The 19,471-nt window shown below is 71.4% G+C and carries 10 protein-coding genes and 1 pseudogene; 5 read left to right on the top strand and 6 right to left on the bottom strand.

All coding sequences use genetic code 11. The features are described from left to right. Positions 1-114: 114 nt before the first annotated feature. Positions 115-696 (bottom strand): TetR/AcrR family transcriptional regulator, encoded by a 582-nt coding sequence (locus tag ACGF07_RS04420; RefSeq protein ID WP_392895331.1) that lies wholly within the window; start codon positions 694-696, stop codon positions 115-117. A gap of 101 nt (positions 697-797) precedes the next feature. Here ACGF07_RS04420 and ACGF07_RS04415 point away from each other — a divergent pair, with 101 nt between their 5' ends. The 3 genes from ACGF07_RS04415 to ACGF07_RS04405 all read left to right on the top strand — a co-directional run bounded on the left by ACGF07_RS04415 (position 798) and on the right by ACGF07_RS04405 (position 2,908). Beyond that, the gene (locus tag ACGF07_RS04415; protein ID WP_392895329.1) at positions 798-1,565 is read left to right on the top strand and encodes an FMN-dependent NADH-azoreductase; all 768 of its coding nucleotides are present in this window, start codon (positions 798-800) and stop codon (positions 1,563-1,565) included. 7 nt (positions 1,566-1,572) lie between these two features. Next, positions 1,573-1,893: a DMT family transporter gene (locus ACGF07_RS04410; protein ID WP_392895327.1), complete on the top strand. Its 321-nt coding sequence runs from the start codon at positions 1,573-1,575 to the stop codon at positions 1,891-1,893. 640 nt (positions 1,894-2,533) lie between these two features. Further along, positions 2,534-2,908: a transglycosylase SLT domain-containing protein gene (locus ACGF07_RS04405; protein WP_392895325.1), complete on the top strand. Its 375-nt coding sequence runs from the start codon at positions 2,534-2,536 to the stop codon at positions 2,906-2,908. 201 nt (positions 2,909-3,109) lie between these two features. Here ACGF07_RS04405 and ACGF07_RS04400 read toward each other — a convergent pair. Together ACGF07_RS04400 and ACGF07_RS04395 are read right to left on the bottom strand one after the other, a co-directional pair. After that, positions 3,110-3,280 (bottom strand): annotated as a pseudogene (locus ACGF07_RS04400) (DUF402 domain-containing protein); the annotation flags it as partial. Positions 3,281-3,671: 391 nt separating this feature from the next. Next, the gene (locus ACGF07_RS04395; protein ID WP_392895323.1) at positions 3,672-4,028 is read right to left on the bottom strand and encodes a zinc-binding dehydrogenase; all 357 of its coding nucleotides are present in this window, start codon (positions 4,026-4,028) and stop codon (positions 3,672-3,674) included. Between the two features lie 559 nt (positions 4,029-4,587). On the opposite strand from ACGF07_RS04395, the gene ACGF07_RS04390 reads away from it, so the two are divergent. Continuing rightward, positions 4,588-5,796: an IS110 family transposase gene (locus tag ACGF07_RS04390; protein ID WP_392895321.1), complete on the top strand. Its 1,209-nt coding sequence runs from the start codon at positions 4,588-4,590 to the stop codon at positions 5,794-5,796. A gap of 136 nt (positions 5,797-5,932) precedes the next feature. Here the strand turns inward: ACGF07_RS04390 and ACGF07_RS04385 are convergent, their stop codons facing one another. The 3 genes from ACGF07_RS04385 to ACGF07_RS04375 all read right to left on the bottom strand — a co-directional run bounded on the left by ACGF07_RS04385 (position 5,933) and on the right by ACGF07_RS04375 (position 17,589). Continuing rightward, entirely contained in the window at positions 5,933-6,265 is a 333-nt protein-coding gene (locus ACGF07_RS04385) for a DUF1330 domain-containing protein (protein ID WP_392895537.1), read from the bottom strand. Between the two features lie 323 nt (positions 6,266-6,588). Next, positions 6,589-7,134 carry an SMI1/KNR4 family protein gene (locus tag ACGF07_RS04380; RefSeq protein ID WP_392895319.1) on the bottom strand — a complete coding sequence of 182 codons (546 nt, stop codon included), beginning with the start codon at positions 7,132-7,134 and terminating at the stop codon, positions 6,589-6,591. Between the two features lie 9 nt (positions 7,135-7,143). Next, positions 7,144-17,589, bottom strand: a complete 10,446-nt coding sequence (locus ACGF07_RS04375; protein ID WP_392895317.1) for a LamG-like jellyroll fold domain-containing protein — start codon at positions 17,587-17,589, stop codon at positions 7,144-7,146. Here ACGF07_RS04375 and ACGF07_RS04370 point away from each other — a divergent pair. Further along, complete coding sequence (locus tag ACGF07_RS04370) at positions 17,588-19,384, top strand: beta-galactosidase family protein (RefSeq protein ID WP_392895315.1); 1,797 nt, start codon at positions 17,588-17,590, stop codon at positions 19,382-19,384. The two genes, ACGF07_RS04375 and ACGF07_RS04370, sit on opposite strands and share 2 nt — an antisense overlap. The last annotated feature ends 87 nt before the right edge of the window (positions 19,385-19,471 follow it).

Here is a 19,471-nt window from a genome sequence, read left to right as displayed (position 1 = left end):
GAGGCGGCCGCCGCCGATCCCTTGTGGCTCGCGCGCCGGCGCCTGCCTCCTCTCCGGGCCCCGGTGCACGATCGGCCGATGTTTCCGTTGCTGCCCGGCGGGTGGTCAGCCGAATCACCCCACCTTCTCCGCGCCGCCGAGCATGCGGTGGGCGAGGTGGTGGAGCGCGGCTTCGACGCGTTCGGGGGAGACGCCCTGGTCGCGGTGGCGGCGGTACAGCTCCGGGGCGAGGGGGGCCAGCAGGTGGTCGGCGAGGACATCGGGGTCGGGGGCCTGTGCCGCGGCGGCGAGCATCCGGACGTGGGCGCGCCAGAAGCCGTAGGCGCCGGTGGCCAGGCGGGCGGGGCCGGTCTCGGCACCGAGCAGCAGGTGGGAGTGGCGTTCCAGCAGGTCGACCATCGCCGAGTAGAAGGCGCTGAGGCGCTCGGCGGGGGTGGCCGCCGGTTCCGGGCCCAATGGGCCTTCTCCGCGCAGGAGCTGTTCCTGGATCCGGTGCTCGTGGGCGTCCAGCAGCGCGCGGGCGATCGAGGCGCGGTCGGGGTAGCGGCGGTAGAGCGTGCCCCGGCCTACGCCGGCGGCCTTGGCGATGTCGTCCATCGTCACGCCGGACGGGTCGCGGGTGGCGAACAGCCGCTCCGCCGCCTCCAGGACCTTGGCTCGGTTGCGGGCGGCATCGGCGCGTTCGACGGGCGGCATGGGGCCGATCCTATCAAGTGGACGCCGTGTCCACTTGAGGGCTAGCATCGGACACCAGGCAAGTGGACACCGTGCCCACTTATCGCTCTTCCGGGGGTCCCATGCCGCAGCTGCTCCATCTCGACGCCAGCGCGCGCCGCGCTTCCCTCTCCCGCCGGACAGGCGCGGCGTTCGCCGACGCCTGGCGCGCCGCAACGCCGCAGCACACCTACGTCCACCGTGACCTCGCGGCCCGGCCGGTGCCACCGATCGGCGAGGCGTGGACCACCATCTGCGACACCCTGCTGCGCGAAGGCATCGTCGAGCCCGCCCGCTACCGTGAAGCGGTGCGCACCGACGCCCAACGCGAGGCCTGGGCCGTCCTCGAACCGCTGCTCACCGAACTGCTCGCCGCCGATGTCGTCCTGATCGGCACCCCGATGTACAACTTCGGTGTTCCGGCCCAGCTCAAGCTCTGGATCGACCAGGTCACCTTCCCGCGGATGGACCTCCGGCCGCGGCGCTTCGTGATCGCCTCCGCCCGCGGCGGCTCCTACCGGCCCGGCACGCCGCGCGCGCCCTTCGACCACCAGGAGCGCTATCTGGTGGACTTCTTCCGCGGCCACTACGGCGTGGAGGACACCCTCGTGATCGGCACCGAACTGGCGAACTCGACCGTCGACCCGGCCCTGGCCGAACGGCTCCCGCAGCACGAGCAGTCGCTGGCCGCCGCGCTGGCCGAAGCCGCGGCCGCGGGGCGGCGGATGGCCCGCGAGGCGTCCGAAGCCCCCGCCGGCCGGTCGCTGGCCGCCGCTCTGGCCAAAACCGCGGCCGCCGGGCGGCGGACGGCAGACGAGGGATCCGAAGCTCCCGACGGCCAGGGGCGGTGAGGCGGGCGTGTCCTGGCTCCTCCTGATCGCGGCCGGCCTGGTGGAGGTCGTGTGGTCGCAGAGCATCAAGCCGACCGAGGGCTTCACCCGCCCCGGCCCGACCGGCCTCTGCGTGCTGCTCGGCGCACTCTCCGTCTATCTGCTGTCGCGGGCCATGCGCGACCTCCCGGCGGGGCTCGCGTACGCGATGTTCACCGGCATCGGGACGATCGGCGCCCTCGCACTCGGCACGGTCGTGCGGCACGAGCCGCTCGGGCCGGGCCGAGCGGCCGCACTGGCGCTGATCCTGGGCGGGCTCGTCCTGGCGCGACTCACCGCTGCGGAGTGAGCATCGCGGCCGTCGCCGCGGTCATGCCGTGCCACCTCCCGCCAGCCGCCGGCGACTCGCCGCGGGCGCCGACAGCATCGCAGTCCACCGAAGGGCGCAGCGCAGCAAGGCGCGCAGCGCCGCTCGCAGCCGGGGCGGTGGCCCGGCGACGTGTGGGCCGAAGCGCCGCCGCACCGGGCCGAGCGGCTCGGGCTCGGCTTTGACCCAGCGTGGTGGAAGACGGTCCCCGCGTGAGGGTGCGGGGGTCGGGGTGGTGAGTGCGCTCACACGTGATCACGGACCACGACGACGGATAGTGATGTCCGTTTTGTCTTGGCTCGTCGGAGGTGGAGCCGGTTGCCGCAGGCCAGGTGCGGTCGCCACGGTCGCCACCCTCGGGCCGGCCCGTTCGCCGACCCCCTTGCGCGCGCCCCGGCTACGACGGCGGATCGTAACGAGGGGGTCTTGGAGACCACCGAACCGTTCTGGCACCTTGGCATTCGTCGTCGGCCACACCGGCTCCTGTCCCGCCGGATGCGGCTAACCCGCCGAGTCACACCCCCCGACGCTTCGGCCCCTGTCCGGCCATGGTCGTGCAGGGGTGTGACACCGGCCCAACCTGATTGAGGTCTTGCTCTTCATGCCCGCTTTCAAGCTCCGTATGCGTACCTCTGCCGCGATTCTCGTCGGTGCCGCCGGTGTGAGCGCCCTGGGCGCGGGTGTCCTGCCCGCCACCGCGAACGCCGCCACCGCCTCCCCGCAGACGATCGCCGCGCAGATGGTCCCGGCGGACCAGCTGGCCTCGTTCAGCCAGATCATCTCCCACGAGTCGGGCTGGAACGTCACCGCCACCAACCCGGCCTCGGGCTCGTACGGCCTGGGCCAGGCGCTGCCGGCCTCCAAGATGGCCTCCGCCGGTGCGGACTGGAAGACCAACCCGAAGACCCAGATCAAGTGGGCGCTGGACTACATGAACTCCCGCTACGGCAGCCCCAACGCCGCCTGGGCCTTCTGGCAGACCCACCACTGGTACTGAGCCGCCCCGCCCCCACCCGTGGGCGGACAGCCACCACCGGAGTGACCCACGAGGGCCCGTCCCGCGCACCCGCGCAGGACGGGCCCTCGTCCCGTTGCGTCGAGGTCGGCGGACGCCGGGGCAGCCGGCTGTATTCGTCGTATTCGTCATTCGTCGTATTCGTCGCGGTCCCTTCCAGTGGTGCCCCGACCGGTCGGGGGTGACGACGAGGTCCAGGCACAGGTCGAGGGTGTCGATGCCGCCGGCGTGGCGCTGGTGGGGCTTCTCGACGTTGGCGTACCAGCGCAGCGGCTCTTTCGTGGCGGTGCCCTGGAAGCATGCACGGAGAACTCCCCCGCCAGGAAGTGGGACAGCACCTCGGTGCCGGTCCATTGGTAGCGGCCGAGCGTCCAGGTGCCGACCGCCAGGTCTTCCCGGCCCTGCTTGCCGGTGGTGTCGCCCCCGCTTCGCGTGCGGTGATCCAGGTCGTCGGGGCCGCACTCTCGATCCCCGGCCGGCAAACCGGGGTCACCACGTGGCCGATGTCGTGCACCCCACGCGCTGCGGCATCGCCGTCCGCACCCACCCGGCGCGGACGTCGCGGCGCACCGCCGTGGTACGGGGCCCCCAGGCGCTTGCACAGCTCCTGAACGGCGCGCTCTTGCGGCTTCTTGTGTGTGCGGTCAGGGCAGGAGGACGGCCTTGCCGCGGTTGCGGCCGTTGTCGAGGTCGTCCTGGGCCTGTGCGGCTTCCTTGAGGGGGTAGGTGCGCCAGATCTCCACGGTCAGCTTGCGGCGGCGGCGAGTTCCGCCAGTTGGGGCAGGGCTTCTGGGGCGCGGTCGGCGGGGTCCAGACCGGTGAGGTGTACCCCGTGCCGGGCTGCGGTCATGTCGGCGATCGTGATCACGTGGTCGGGACCGCCTGCCAGGTCGACGGATTCGGGCAGGACGCCGGCTCCGGAGGTGTCGAGCACCGCGTCCACGCCCTGCGGGGCAGCGGCGCGCACGCGTGCGGGCCAGCCCGGGCCGTAGGCGACGGCGGTGGCGCCCAGGGCGCTCGCGCGCTCGAGGTCGTCGGCGCCGGCGGTGGCGACGACGGTGACGCCGCGCGCTGTGGCCAGCTGGACGGCGATGGCGCCCACGCTCCCGGCTGCGCCGTGGATGAGCACGGTCTGGCCGGGCGCGAGGTCCAGGTGCTTCAGGGCGCGGAAGGCTGTCTCGCCGACGGTGGGAGCGCGGCCGCGATCTCCCAGTACAGGTCGGTGGGCTTGGCCACCGGGGCGGGCATCAGCGCGTACTGGCGTAGGAGCCGCCCGGAGTCACGCCGAACACTTCGTCGCCGGCGTGAACCCGGTGACGGCTTCGCCGACCGCGTCGATGACTCCTGCGGCGTCCAGGCCGGCCCCTCCCGCGGACCGCGCGGACACCGTGAACGTCATGACCCGTTACCTTCTTCGTGGCCCTGAAACGGGGCTCCTGGCCTCCGGGTCCGGCATGACTGTTGCCCCCTGTCGATCGCATGACCTGGGGGGTGGTGTCACCGGGCCCGGAGCACCGTGTGACCGCTGATGAGAGGCCTGACCGGCACCCGGCCGGTCGCAACGCCCGGCCGCTGACGGGTGCCGGGTCTGCGTAACGTGGATGCGCGCGAACGGTGCCGATGGGCGAGGCCGGGACGATGAACGACCCTCGGGGGGTTCGGTGTTCGACACGAGTGACATCGCGGTCTTCCTCGGCCTGGACGTCGGCAAGGGCGACCACCACGGCCACGGCCTGACCACGACGGGAAAGACCGTGTTCGACAAGCGGCTGCCCAACAGCGAACCGAAACTGCGGGCCGTCTTCGACAAGCTCACCGCCAAGTTCGGCCGCGTCCTGGTCATCGTCGACCAGCCCGCCTCGATCGGCGCCCTGCCGCTCGCGGTGGCCCGTGACGCCGGCTGCGAGGTCGCCTACCTGCCCGGCCTGGCCATGCGCCGCATCGCCGACCTCTACCCCGGCGAAGCGAAGACCGACGCCCGCGACGCCCACGTGATCGCGGACGCCGCCCGCACCATGCCCCACACCCTGCGCGCCCTCGAACTCGCCGACGAGACCGCGGCCCAGCTCACCGTCCTGACCGGCTTCGACCAGGACCTCGCCGCCGAGGCCACCCGCACCAGCAACCGCCTGCGCGGCCTGCTCACCCAGTTCCACCCCTCCCTCGAACGCGTCCTCGGCCCGCGCCTGGACCACCCCGCCGTCACCCACCTCCTCGAACAGCACGGCTCCCCGGCCGCCCTGCGCAAAGCCGGCCGCCGAAGACTCGTGACCCTGATACGACCCAAGGCCCCGCGCATGGCCGAACGCCTCATCGACGAGATCTTCGACGCACTCGACGAACAGACCGTCGTCGTCCCGGGCACCACCACCCTGGACACGGTGGTGCCCTCCCTGGCCCGCTCGCTCGCCGCCGTCCACGAACAGCGACGCGCCGTCGAAGCCCAGATCAGCGAACTCCTGGAGGCCCACCCTCTTTCCACGGTCCTGACCTCGATGCCCGGAGTCGGGATCAGGACCGCCGCCACCCTGCTGGTCACCGTCGGCGACGCCACCAGCTTCCCCACCTCTGCCCACCTGGCCTCCTACGCCGGCCTGGCGCCGGCGACCAAGTCCTCCGGGTCCTCCATCCACGGCGAACACGCCCCTAGAACCGGCAACCGGCTTCTGAAACGAGCCATGTTCCTCTCCGCGTTCGCGGCCCTCCACGACCCCGAATCCCGGGCCTACTACGACCGGCAACGCGCCCGCGGCAAGACCCACACCCAGGCCCTCCTCCGCCTCGCCCGCCAACGCATCAGCGTCCTGTTCGCCATGCTCCGAGACGGCACCCTCTACGAGACCCGCACCCCCGAAACCGCCGCAGCATGACCCGCACAGCCTTGACGAAGGACATAGAGGCACCCCCCCGTTTCGGGACACCGGTCCGCCTCCCGGACCCGCGCACCACGCGCGGCGGCACATGCTCCCGGGCACGAACGATCCCGTCAACCGCGGGCCCCGCCCGTCAGGCGCCCGCTCGAAGCGGGTCCGCCGCGCGGTAGCCGGCCCGCACGCCGTCGACGAGGACGATGTCGGCCACCATGTGCCGGGTGCGCAGCGGCAGGATCTCCCGGTAGGCGGGCGAGTGCCACCAGGCGCGGGCCCGCTCGAGGTCGGGGAACGCGATGACGATCGTGCCGCCCTGGCCCCACGTGCCCTCGACCGTCTCCGACGTGCCGCCGTGGACGATGAAGTGCCCGCCGAAGGGGTCGAGGGTGGCGTCGATGCGCTCCAGGTACTCGACGATGTCGGGGCCGAACTCCACCGAGTGGACCTGGGCGATCGCGTAGGCGCTCATCTGCTGCTCCTGGGGGCTCATCGTCGGGATCCCTACCGGTTCCCGCCGGTCTTCCTGCTGGCGTCCCCGACGGTAGGGCGCCGCGGGCCCGGGCCGAATCCGTCACGCATCAGCAGGGGCGACGTATCCGCGCCAGGCGGCCCGACCGACGGCGAGGCACCACAGATCCTGAATGCCGCGCGGCCGCGGCGCGCGGAGTTCCTCGGCTACCTCAGTCGCCCCCTGCTCCCGTCCGGCGTAAGGGCCGGACAGGAGCAGGGAATTCGGGGCACACGAGCCGCAGCCGCATCCGTACTCGTTACGTGGCTGCATGTGTCCCGCTGCTAGTCAGCCTGCCAGTGGACGAAGCGGGGCGGTTTCTCGCCCCAGGTGACAACGGCACCGACCGGGCTCGGGCTGATTCCGCCCGAGACCAGCCCGTGGAGGAACTCGACCATGCCCATGTCGTACACCGAGGGCGGGCCGCCGTTCCGGCCGAGCACGAGGACCGGCCACGCGTCGGGGTCATCGTCGACCGTCAACCAGCCCAGGGTGTCGGCCGTGGCGGAGCCTCCCCAGGCAACGATCTGCTCGGCGGAACGCACCTGCTCTGTCGATTCCCCATCTTCCTCGAACAGCCAGCGCGCCTCCTCTGTCATGCCGCGCATGCCCGGCTGCGGAGCGTCTGCGGGCATCAGCTCGTCAGGGGCGAAGACGGCGAGGGAGCGGTCGATCTCTCCCTGCCCATACCGGGTGATGAACTCGGTGTAGTCGCGCGGGAACCGGAAGCCCCAAGTCGACTGGACTGCCGCCCAGTCACCGGACTCACCACCCCCTTCGGGCGGAGGCATGAGGCTCAGCAGCCTGTTGATGTCGAATTCACGTGCCATTTTTCTCTCTCACTGAAGCCCGAGGTTGTACCAGGTCTTGGTTTTCAGTCCGTACAAGGAGTTCGGAACGACCTCGGCCTTCCGGAAGCCGGGCACCCCGGCGGCGTCGGTCCCGAAGGCCATCATGACGTACGCAACGGGAACCACCTTGGTGTCGTCAGCGTAGACCGGTTCCACGTTGTAGTGCACGATCTGATTCCTGCTCACGACCTGGCCGACAACTTCCTTCTCGAAGGCCCGCATGTTGTCCTCGAGCCGACCGTTGGCGACACTGCGGTAGGAATTGGCCTGACGCGCACAAGTGGAGAGGTTCTCAAGCTTGCTCCCCGATCCACCGAGCTTGTCCGCGATGAGGTGGCAGGCATTGATCGCAGTCGACTCCTTGAGGCCTTCGCTCTTGGCCAGGTCCCGGGCTTCCTGGTAGCCGCCCGGTTCCTTGCTCGCTGCGGTGCCCTTGCCGATGAGCGTCTTGTCGATGCAAGCGTCCGCGGCGGTGGCCCGGTTGCCCCGGGCGGCGTCGAGGTCGCCGTAGTCGATGTAGGCCCCACCGTTTCGGTAGCAGGTGCGATCGCCGCTGCCAAAGCGGTCCAGGGAGTTGCCGAACCCCTGGGCGGGAAGCGGCCACGGAAGGTCGATGACGATCGGCTGGGCGTTCTGCTGAGTAGTCAGCATCGCAAGGAAATCTGCCGCCGTGTAGGAGGCCGCGATGTGCCGGATGGCGTCGTCGGGACGGGGCGGCTCCCAGTCAGGCGTGGGAACGGGGCGCTCGACCGTTGGCTTCGTGTTGTCCCACAACCTGTCGTCGCGGTCCTTGTGGTCGTCCTTCTTGGGCTCGATGTCGTGGGCCCAGTCGTAGGTGTTGGAGAGGCCGTTGGCCGTGCTGTTGACGAGGTCGCCGCCGGCCTTGGCCATCTGCTTGCAGGAGAAGTAGCAGACCACGGCGGCCCCGAGGGCCCACGCGGCGGCTCCCTCCATGACACAGACGTCCCAGAAGCAGTGCCCCGAGGGGTCGGTGCCGTTGATGGGGCTGGCATTGCCGTAGGTATAGCGGTTGGCCTGAACCGAGGGGGTAGGGCTCAGAAGGTAGGAGTCGCGGCTGGTGAAGCCTCCGGTGCCGGGACGGTACCAGCGGGCGGCCATGTTGACGTCGCCGGTGCTGGGGTCGGTCCAGCCGCTCTGGTAGCCGAGGGTGGTGCCGGTGCCGCTGGTGACGGTGGGCTTGCCGAAGGGGTCGTAGGTGGTGGAGCCGGTGACGGTGGTGCCGTTGTGGTCGAGGGTCGTGGTGACGTCGGTGTGCTGGTCGGTGCGCAGGCGCACGCTGGTGGTGGCGTTGGCGGCGCCGAGCAGGTTGCCGGCGGTGTCGCGCGCGTAGGTCCAGGTGCCGTCGCCGGTCAGGTTGTTGGAGCCTCCGTCGTAGCTGAAGCGGGCGGCATTACGGCTGGTGACGCGGTCGAGGCCGTCGTAGGTGTAGGTGGTGGTGCCTTCGGTGATCAGGCGGCCGAAGGCGTCGTAGGCGAGGGTGTCCTCCTTGGTGCCGGTGGTGACGGCGGCCATGGTGCCGCGCGCGGTGTAGCGGTAGGTGCTGGTGCCGTCCGACAGCAGGCGGTTGCGCTCGTCGTAGGAGGCGGTGGCGGTGCCGTTGCCTGTGCGGTTGCCGGCGGCGTCCCACGTGTAGGCGGTGGTGGTGCCGTCGGCGGTCCAGGAGGTGAGGCGGCCGGCCAGGTCGTAGCCGTAGCGGTTGTCCTTGACCGGGTCGGTGGCACCGCCGCTGACGGTCTTGCGGGTCAGGCGGTTGTCGAGGTCGTATTCGTAGGTGGTGCCGGATAGCGGGGCGGCGGTGGCGCCGACGGCGAGCAGCTGGTCGCCGGCCAGGCGGCCGAGCGGGTCGTAGCTCAGGCGCCGCTCGGACTTGACCTGGTCCTTGCTGGTATCGACCGGGTCGGCCTGGATGTACCACTGCTTGCTCGGGCGGCCGTCGCCGTCGTAGCCGTACCAGTTCTTGATGTTCAGTTTGGGGTTGTTGGCCCAGTCGAGCTGGCCGTCGGCCTTGTAGCCGAGGACGGTCAGGCCGGTGTCCTTGTCGGTGCGCTTGGTGACGCGCCCGTTGGCGTCGTACTCCCAGGTCTGGTCGGGGGTGGTCAGGTCGGTGCCGGCCTTGATGAGCAGGCCGCGGTCGTTGTACGCGTAGTTCTGGCCGTTCAGAGCGGACGAGTTGTGCCGGATAAGGTGCCCGGCCTTGTCGTAGGCCAGCTCCCGGTCGGTGGTGCCGACCTCGGCGCCGGTGCCGCTCTCGCGTACCAGGCGCCCGAGCGGGTCGTAGCTGCTGGTGCGCACCACGCCACCGGGTTCGGTGCTGCGCACGGCCTGGCCGGCCACGTCGTAGGCGGTGGTCCAGGTGCGGTCAGCGGCAGCGGGATGGGCCGTGGTGGAGGGTTCGACGGTGGACTCGGGCAGGCCCCAGGTGTTGTAGGTGTAGACGGTGGTGTTGCCCTTGCCGTCAGTCAGGCGGGTGCGGTTGCCTGCGGCGTCGTAGCCGAAGGTGGTGCTGATGCCCTGCCCGGCTGCCACCGGCTCGGTGAGCTTCACCAGGCGTCCCAGCGCGTCGTAGTCGGTTCGGGTGACAGCGCCTGTGGTGGGGCTGGTGGTGGTGAGCGGCTTGCCCTCCAGGTCGTAGGTGGCGGTGGTGGTGCGCAGCACGGTGCCGGCCGGGTCGAGGTTGTCCGTGGCGGCGGGGTTGCCGAGGCCGTCGTAGCGGGTGCGCACGGATTCGCCGAGGGGGGCGATGGCGCGCACCGTGCGGCCGAGGCCGTCGTACTCGGCCTTGCTGACGCGGCCGACCGGGTCGGTGGTGGCGATCGCTTCGCCGGCGGGGTTGTAGGTGGCGGTGGTGCTGCTGCCGGCCGGAGTGGTGACGACGGTGCGGTTGCCGGCGTCGTCCCAGGTGAACTTGGCGGTCAGGTTCTGGGGGGTGGGCTGGCGCTCGACGACGGTGGTGGTGAGGGTGCGGCCGAGTTGGTCGTAGGTGGCTTCGGTGCGGGCGCCGAGCGGGTCGGTGGCGGACAACTGGAGGCCGGTGGGGGTCCAGGTGGTGGTCCAGGTGGGCGGGGTGTCGCCGGTCTGGGGCTGGAAGGGGCCGGTGGAGTTGGGGTCGACGCGCAGGTTCTGGTGGTCGAGGCGGTCGTAGCCGAAGGTGGTGCGCCGTCCGGCCGGGTCGGTGGTGGCGGTGACGCGGGAGAGCTTGTCGTACTCGATGCGGCTGATGGGGTTTAGTGCGGCGGTGGCGCCGGGCGGGGTGTAGGAGGGCAGGCGGGTTTCGGTGACGCGGCCGAGCGGGTCGACGGTGAGCTTGGTGACCTGGCCGAGGGGGTCCTTGGTGGAGACGACTTCGCCGAAGGCGTTGTAGCCGGTGGTGGTGGTCGGGCGGACGGTGGCGGCGGGCGTGCCGCCGCTTTCGGCGGCGACCGGCGGCGCGGTGGTGGCGGTGCGGCGTCCGAGGGTGTCGTACTGGAAGGTGGCGGTGTAGGCGGTCGGGTCGGCGCCGGGGGCGTTGCCGTTGGGCGAGGTGGCGGAGGTGAGCAGGCCGCGCTGGTCGTAGCTGAAGGTGCTCACCGCGGTGGGGCCGCCGGTGGAGGAGGAGAGCTGGCTGCGGGTCAGGCGCCCGGCGGTGTCGTAGGCGTTGGTCTGGACGCTGTTCTCGGTGTCGCTGACCTTGATGGTGCTGGTGGTGACGTGGTCGTCGGCGTCGTAGCCGAGGGAGGTGGTGCGCTTGAGGCCGGCCGGGTCGGTGACGGTCTGGGTGACGCGTCCGGAGGGGTCGATCGTGCGCACGGCGGTGGTGCGTCCGCCGCCGGTGGTCTGCTTGATCAGGTGGCCGGCGCCGTCGTACTCGTCGGCTTCCAGGACGATGGAGTGGGTGGTGCCGTCGGCCTGGGTGACGTTCTCGGCGGTGACGGTGGCGGGCAGGCCGTCGTCGAAGTAGGTGTAGCTGGTGACGGCGCCCATGGCGTCGGTGACCGAGGCCAGGCGGCCGGCGGGGTCGTAGGCGCGGGAGTCCAGGGTTAGGTCGCGTACGCCCTTGCCGTCGCCGTTCCAGCCCTCGACGACGGTGGTCGCCGGCTGGCTGCGGGGGGTGTAGGTGTAGCGGGTGACCTGGCCGAGCGGGTCGGTCAGGGAGGTGCGGCGGCTGAGTGCGTCGTAGCCGTAGCGGGTGACGCCGCCCATCGGGTCGGTGTCGCTTTCCAGGCGGCCTGCGCTGTCGTAGCTGCTGGTGGTGGTGCGGGTGCCGTCGGTGCCGGCGATGTCGGTGGTGGTGGTGGCGGTGGGGCGGCCGTCGGCGTCGAAGCTGGCGGTGGTCTTGGTCTGGTGGGTGTCGCCGGTGACGGCGTCCGTGACCTTGGGGCCGGTCTGGGCGGTCTGGCGGCCGAGTTCGTCGTACTCGTAGGTGGTGACGACGCCGTCGGGTTGGGCGTCGGAGGTCTCCTTGGTCCAGATCCTGCGTCCGGCCAGGTTGTAGCCGTAGGTGAGGGTCATGCCGCTGGGCAGGGTGGTGCGGGCCAGGTCGCCGGTGGAGTAGTAGGCGTAGCTGGTGACGGCGCCGGCGGCGGTGGTCTCGCTGGCGAGCAGCCCGGCGGGGGTGGTGCCGCCGCTGTAGGCGGGTTCGGTGCCGGTGGTGTAGCTGGTGCGGGTGGTGCGGCCGTCGGGGCGGGTGGTGGATTCGGGCAGGCCGAGGGCGGTGTAGGCGACGGTGGTGCGGTAGGTGGTGTCGCCGGGCCCGGCGGAGCGGGCGTCGCGGGTCTCGGTGGGCTTGTCGTTGCGCGGGTCGCGCGGGTTGTCCTTGTTGAGGAAGTAGCTGGTGTAGGAGGTCCAGCAGGAGTTGACGTCGCGGCAAGTGGTCATGGAGACGGTGTTGCCGCGGGCGTCCTGGCCGCTGACGGTGGAGTGGCCGTTGGGGTCGGTGACGGTGTGGACGAAGCCGCCGGTGTCGTAGGTGTAGCTGGTGGTGTTGCCGGCCTCGTCGGTGCGCGAGATGAGGCGGTTTCCGCGGGTGGCGTCGTAGATGTCGGTGCTGGTGCTGCCGGCCGGGTCGGTGAGGGTGACGCGGGAGGCGAGCTCGGTGGCCGAGGAGGCGGAGCGCGCCTGGTAGTGGGCGGCGACACGCTCGGCACTCAACGGGTGCTGGTAGAACGCGACTTCGTCGATCTGGCCGTTCAGCCAGGACCACCCGCCTTTGCCCGCGGGCCAGTTGCCGAGGTAGCCGCCGCCTACGGTGACGCGGTCCATGTCGAGGTGGTTGACGGTGCCGGAGACGGTGCCCACCAGGGTGCCGTCGAGGTACAGCGACTGGGTGCCCTGGGACGCGCTGATCACGACGTGGTGCCAGGAGCCGTCGGTGACGGTGCTGGTCGTGGTGATCGGGCCTCCGCTGGCGCCGAAGAACATGCCGCGCAGCTTGCCGTCGGTGCCGACGTACAGGTCGGGCACCGTGTTGCCGCTGGTGTTGTTGGACTGGTCCAGGAGGACGCCGGTTCCGCCGGTGCGGAACCACAGTTCGGCGGCGAGGTCGGTCTGGCTGCGCAGGATCTGGGCGGGGACGTCGATGTAGGAGGTGTTGGTGCCGTTGAACTGGGCGGCGTGTCCGTCGCCGGGGCCGAACACGCCGGTGGTGCCGGGCTTGACGGCGGGGGCGTAGGTGCCGTTGCCCTTGACCGCGGCGACCTCGCTGGCGGCGGTGGTGCCGCCGGTCTCGTCCAGGCGCCAGTAGCCGCCGGGGGAGTCGGCGACGACGGAGCCGCGGTAGCCGGTGCCCTGGCCGCTGACCTGGGCGCTGCGGGCGCGGTAGTGGGCGACGACATCGCGGTCGCTCAGCGGGTGCTGGTAGAGGGCGACTTCGTCGATCGTTCCGGTGAAGTGGCTGATGTCGCCGGGAGATCCGGGCCAGGAGCGGGCGAATCCGGCGCCGATGTAGGTGTGGCTGTTCTGCTGGAAATCGACGGTGCCGTTCTGGACGCCGACGACCTGGCCGTCGAGGTAGATGGTCTGGGTGGTGCCCTGGACGGAGAAGACGGCGTGGTGCCAGGTGCCGTCGGTGACGGCGTTCGGGGAGGCAATGGTGGTGTCGGCGCTGCCGTAGAAGCGGTTGCGCAGCTTGCCGTCGGTACCGATGTACATCACGGGTGTCCAGGTGCCGCCGACGCCGTTGGGGTCGTCGATGGTGCGGCTCTGGTCTCCGATCAGCACGCCGGGGGTGGTGGTGTTGAACCACAGTTCGACGGCGAGGTCGGTCTTGGCGTGCAGGACGTCCTGAGGTATCTCGATCTGGGACTTGGCGGAGCCGTCGAAGCGGGCGGCGGTGTCGTCGGTGGGGGCGAAGACGCCGGGGGCCTTCTTGGTGACGGCGTCGCCGTAGGTGCCGGCCAGTCCGTTGCCGACCTCGCTGGTGGCACTGGCGCCGTCGCGTTCACCCAGGCGCCAGTAGGCGGCTGGGTCGGAGGCCTTGACGGCGTTGGTGTAGAGGAAGGAGCCGCCGCTGTAGGTGGGTTCGGCGATCTTCCACTCCCCGAGGGCGGCGTCGGTGACCTTGGTGACGCGTTCGGTGGTGGCGTCGTAGGTCACCTGGGCGCTGACGCGGCCGCTGGGCAGGGTGGTCTTGGTGAGCTGGGCGCTGCCGGTGCGCAGGGCGTAGTGCTCGGCGACGGTCTGCTCGGTGAGCGGGTAGTCGTAGACCGCGGCCTCGTCGATCTGGCCGGTGAACCAGGACCATCCGCCGTTGCTGGCGGGCCAGTTGCCGGCCCAGTTGCCGGTGTAGCCGCCGCCGAGGTAGGCGCGGTCCATGTTGAGGTGATCGATGACGCCTGGGGTGGTGCCGACCAGGGCGCCGTCGAGGAACATCGCGGTGTTGTCGCGGGCACCGGCCAGCACGACGTGGTGCCATGCGTTGTCGGTGACGTCCGTGGTGCTGGTGACGGGGGCGCCGGGGCTGTTGAACTTGCCGCGCAGTTTGTTGTCGGTGCCGACGTACAGGGCCGGGACGACGTTGTAGGGGTCCTCGCCCATGGCGCGGTTCTGGTAGGTGAGGATGACGCCGGGCCCGGCGGTGCGGAACCAGAGCTCGACGCTGCGGTTGACGGAGGAGCTGATGGCGCGGTTCGGCAGTTCGACGTAGCTGGTGGAGCGGCCGTTGAAGGTGACGGCCCGGCTGCCGCTGGCGCTCAGTGCGCCGTCCGCGCCCCAGGTGACGTCCTGGGCCTCGGCCGGGGAGCGGTCGCTGACCTGGGCGTCGTTGGTGAGGGAGCTGCCGTCGGCCTGGCCGAGGCGCCAATAGGCGGAGGGGCCGGCGTCGCGGACGGCGGTGCGGTAGCGCGAGCCGGTGCCGTACTCGTATTGGGTGCAGCCGGTGGTGGCGGTGAGGGCGACGCCGGGCGGGCAGACTTTGGTGAGCCGGTCACCGTCGTACTGGTAGGCCCACCCGCCCGTGGAGCCGGCGGCGGCGACGGCGGTGACGTGGTTGCCGGTCCAGTTGAGATTGAGGTAGCGGCCGGAGGCGGTGTCCTCGACCTGGACGAGGCGGCCGGAGGCGTACACGAGGTCCTGGGTGTGGCCGGCGGTGTCGGTGACGCGGGTGAGCTTGCCATCGGCGCCGAAGGTGTGGACGGTGCCGCTGCGGTCGGTGAGAGTCCAGCCGCCGCCGTCGTTCTTGCGCAGGTCGGCAGCCATGCCGCTGCCGGGTACGTAGGCGTTCTTGCCCGGGTCCCAGCCGAACCTGGCGCGCGAGCCGTTGGCGGCGGTGAGCAGCACGTTGCCGGGCAGGGTGAGCCAGTTGCTGGATTCGACCTGGATGCGCATGTCCCAGGGGGTGGACCAGCCGGAGCCGAAGGCGCCGTCGGTGCGCGGGTCGAGGGAGTTGTAGCTGCGGGTGACGGAGAGTTCGGGGCCTACGGCGGGCAGGGCGGCATCGGTGGCGGCCGTGGTGTAGTTGCCGACCGCGGTGTTGACGCTGCGCCCGGTGTCAGCGGTGGTGGTGTACTGGTTGGGCTGGGGAAGGACGGTGCGGATGTAGGAGGCTTGGGTCTGCGGGCTGGAGGCGGCTCCGTCGCCGACCTCCGCATACCAGGCGTACTGCTCGTTCCAGGTCAGCCATCCCTGGGGCACGACGAATCTGGACGGCTGGTGCCAGGAGGACTTGTGGCAGTCCACGCGTGCGTCCCCGCCCACGACCCGGCAGACCTCGAACCGGTAGTCCACGTCGGATGCCGGGGCCCGGTCGGGGTCGACGCCTTCGGCGGTGAGGGTGGGCTGGAGCTGGTAGACGATCGCGCCCGAGGGCGGGGCGAGGCGGGTGATGTACGGGGGGACGTTGACGGAGGAGATCTGGATGTTGATCGTCGGCACGCCTGCGTCGGCGTAGAAGTTGCTGACCTGGTACTGGTCCATGGTGAACGCGACGGTGTACGCGCCCTGCGGGAGGGAGCGGATGTGCGCGTCGACCACGGCGCTGCCGCCCGGCGGGACGTCGTTCGGCATCGACGTCCAGGCGATGTTGGTGCCGTAGTTGGTGATGTTGTTGCCCCACTGGTCGAACAGCAGGTAGGACATCTTGTAGTTGTTGGTGGGGGTCCAGGTGTCCATGCCGCGGTTCCACACGCGCAGGCGGACGATGCCTTCCTGGGTGGCAGTCACCGGCTGCTGGAGGCCCCAGAGTTCGTAGTCGGCGCCGTAGCGGGACCAGGTGACGTCCAGGGACGGCTGGCCGCCGGACATGTTGGCGCTGCCGAACTGCTTCCAGGAGTAGTTATCCCAGGCGTCCGTCTTGATGGCCAGGCCGTAGTTCGCGGTCCAGTGGTGGGTCCAGGAGTTGACCAGGTTGCGTCCGTCTGCGCCCAGGTCGATCGACTCCCAGGCCTCCGGGCAGGCCCAGGGGCTGGTGGAGCTGGGCCGCCAGCCGTGGGCGAAGGAGGGGGCGGCCAGCGCGGGCCCCGTGGACGGCGCGGACGAAGCCCGCAGGGAGCCGGGCGACCACCAGGAGGTGACCTGGTGGATGGTGATGGTGCGCGGGGTGCAGCTGTAGGACCACCCGTTGTACAGGCTCAGGCGGGCGCCGAGGACGGTCGCGTTGCTGAGGGAGTCCTCGATGCCGGTGAACTTGACGAACGACGTGGCCTGGTTCTTGCCGCCGTTGTTGGTACCGACCTTGAGAACGGTGTCGCCGGAGAAGTCCTGCTCGTGACCGGAGTAGGCGTAGGTGGTCTCCAGGGCTTGAACGGAGGAGACCGACGGGTCGACCTTGACCGGGTAGACACGCTCGGGAGCATGCAGCCAGGCCTCGTCGAGCTTGACCTTGAGGGCCTGGCCTGCGCCGGGCAGCTGGACGAGCTCGTAGGTGACGCCGCCGGTGATCACGCCTTCCTCGGTGTTGGGCGCGGAGTTGGAGTCCTGCATCCAGCCGGCGGGCATGCGCCCGCGCAGGGTGCCGGAAGCGTCGGTGAAGTGGACGGATCCGTCGGCGTCCAGGGAGGCGCTCACACCCTGCAGGCGCAGCGGGAAGACCCACTCGGTGGGGGCGGTGGCGTCCTTGAGGACCAGGTTCTCCTTGAAGGAGGAGTTTCCGGCCTGGATCGTCAGGTCGGCCTTGGGGCGGGCCTCGGGGTAGGTGACGGTGCTGTTCTGCGCGGTGCCCTGGGCGGCGGCTGCGTCCTGGAGGGTGTAGCCGACGGAGATGCCGTCGGCGAGTTGGAGCTGGACCAGGGGGTCGGCGTCGGCGGTGAGGCCGAGCTTGAGCTGCTGCTCGGTGGAGGTGGTGGTCCAGCCGTTCTGGACGGGGGCGGCGCGGCCTGCGGTGGCGGTGCCGGAGGGTATCAGGGTGGTGTCGATGGAGGCCCAGGAGCCGTCGCGGCGGCGGAAGTTGACGGGCTCGACGTAATTGCGGGTCGTGAAGGTCCCGTCGGTGTTCTGGAAGGTCCGCTGCTGTGCGGTGCGCTTTTCGGGGAGTCGGGACGACGTCGGTCTCGCTGCGGTAGGAGTTGGCCTGGCGCGGCGGTGGAGAGGTTCCTTGCCGGGGTGGGGTTGAGGCTCTTGTCGGGGTCGATTCTGCCGGCGGGCTGGGTCGCCGGCTTGTCGGCGGCCTTGGCGTCGGTGGGGGCAGCTCGGTGCTCCGGGGTGGCGCCACGGCCTGGGCGGGCGCGTCGGCGGTCTTGTCCTCGGGCAGCTCGCCTGGAGCGGGGGCCGTGACGGGGTGGCCGGAGCCCTCGTTCGCGCCGGCGGCGGCCGTGGCGGCGTGACCGCGGCCGCCGCCGTTGCCCTGGTGGCATGCGGGCGCGGGCCGGGATCGGCGCGGCGCCGCGGCGTTGCCGTGCCGGGGGTGCGGTCGCGGACTCGCCGGGTGATGGCCGCTCGGCGCGCGGTGGTGCTCGCTAGGCTCGGCGGGGACGGGTTCTGCTGTGGAAGGGCGGGGTGGCGCATGCTCGGGTACGACGCGGACGGGTTCGTGCGAGGCGGGGTGGCGCACCGGGTGGTGGCGGGGGCGGTGCACTACTTCCGGGTGCATCCGCAGCTGTGGGAGGACCGGCTGCGGCGGGTGCGGGCGCTGGGGGTGAACACGGTGGACACGTACGTGCCGTGGAACTTCCACGAACTGCGGCCCGGGCAGGCGGACTTCACCGGGTGGCGCGATGTGGGGCGGTTCGTGCGGCTGGCCGGGGAGCTGGGCATGGACGTGATCCTGCGCCCGGGCCCCTACATCTGCGCGGAGTGGGAGTTCGGCGGCCTGCCCGCCCGGCTGCTGGCGGTGGAGGGGCTGCGGCTGCGGTGCGCGGACCCGGCGTACCTGGCCGAGGTGGACGGCTGGTTCGACGCGCTGGTGCCCGAGGTGCTGCCGCTGCTGGCCAGCCGGGGCGGGCCGGTGGTGGCGGTGCAGGTGGAGAACGAGTACGGCAGTTACGGCGACGACGCGGCGTACCTGCGCCACCTGCGCGACGGCCTGGTGCGGCGCGGTGTGGACTGCCTGCTGTTCACCACCGACGGCGCCCACGACACCATGCAGCAGGGCGGCTCGATCCCCGGGCACCTGGCCACCGCGACGTTCGGCTCCCGCGCGCCCGAACGCCTGGCGCTGCTGCGCCGCCACCAGGCGGACGGGCCGCTGGCGGCGATGGAGTTCTGGATCGGCTGGTTCGACCAGTGGGGGCAGCCGCACCACGTCCGCGATCCGAAGGAGACGGCCGCCTCGCTGGACGAACTGCTGGCCACCGGCGCCTCCGTGAACCTGTACATGGCGCACGGCGGCACCAACTTCGGCCTGTGGGCGGGCGCCAACCACTCCGGCGCCCACCCGTACGACGCCGGGTACGAGCCGACCGTCACCAGCTACGACTACGACGCGCCGATCGGCGAGGCGGGCGAGCTGACCGACAAGTTCCACGCGCTGCGCGAGGTCATCGGCCGCTACCTGGACCTGCCCGAGGACGAACTGCCGCCCCTACTGCCCCGGGTGGCGCCGCAGCGGCTGGAGCGCGCCGAGGGGCGGGCGGCGCTGCTGGCGGCCCTGGACGCGCTGTCGCAGCCGGTGCAGCGGGCGGCGCCGCTGCCGATGGAGGCCCTCGGGCAGGACCTGGGCTTGATCCACTACCGCACCCGCGTGCCCGGCCCGCGTCCCGAACTGCCTTTGCGCATCGACGGATTGGCCGACCGGGCGCAGGTGTTCGCGGACGGGCGCCCGCTGGGGACGCTGGAGCGCAACGACCCCGGTGCCACGCTGGCGCTGGCCACCGGCGAGGACGGGGTGCAGCTGGACATCCTGGTCGAGGCGCTGGGCCGGGTGAACTACGGGCCGCAGATGGACGACCGCAAGGGCATCACCCGCGGCGTCTCGCACGGGGACCAGCGGCTGTTCGGCTGGCAGATCCATCCGCTGCCGCTGACCGAAGCCGCCCTCGCCGCCCTCGACTTCACCGACGACGTGGCCCCCGCGGACGGCGAGCCGGTGTTCCACCGCTTCACGGCCCGGCTCGACTCCCCCGCCGACGCGTTCCTCGCCCTGCCCGGCTGGGGCCGCGGCCTGCTGTGGGTCAACGGGTTCCTCCTCGGCCGCTACCGCGCCGACGGCCCCCAGCGCACCCTCTACGCCCCCGCGCCGCTGTGGCGTGCCGGGGACAACGAGGTGCTGGTGCTCGAACTCGAACTCCACGGCGAGGCGTTGGAGTTGCGCGACGAGCCGGACCTGGGCCCGACCACGGCGGCGCCCAGCGCCGAGTACTGACGGACGGGGGCAGGGCACGGCCCCGCCGCGGAGCCGGCTGGCTCCGGGGCGGGGCGGTGGTCAGGCGCAGGTGCAGGCCGGTCTCGC

Origin of the sequence: Kitasatospora sp. NPDC048194 (assembly GCF_043202455.1) — a bacterium.
In the GTDB taxonomy this organism is placed as follows: Bacteria; Actinomycetota; Actinomycetes; order Streptomycetales; family Streptomycetaceae; genus Kitasatospora.
Note: the sequence above shows the minus strand (reverse complement) of the source record. Positions and strands in the feature narration are given on the sequence as shown.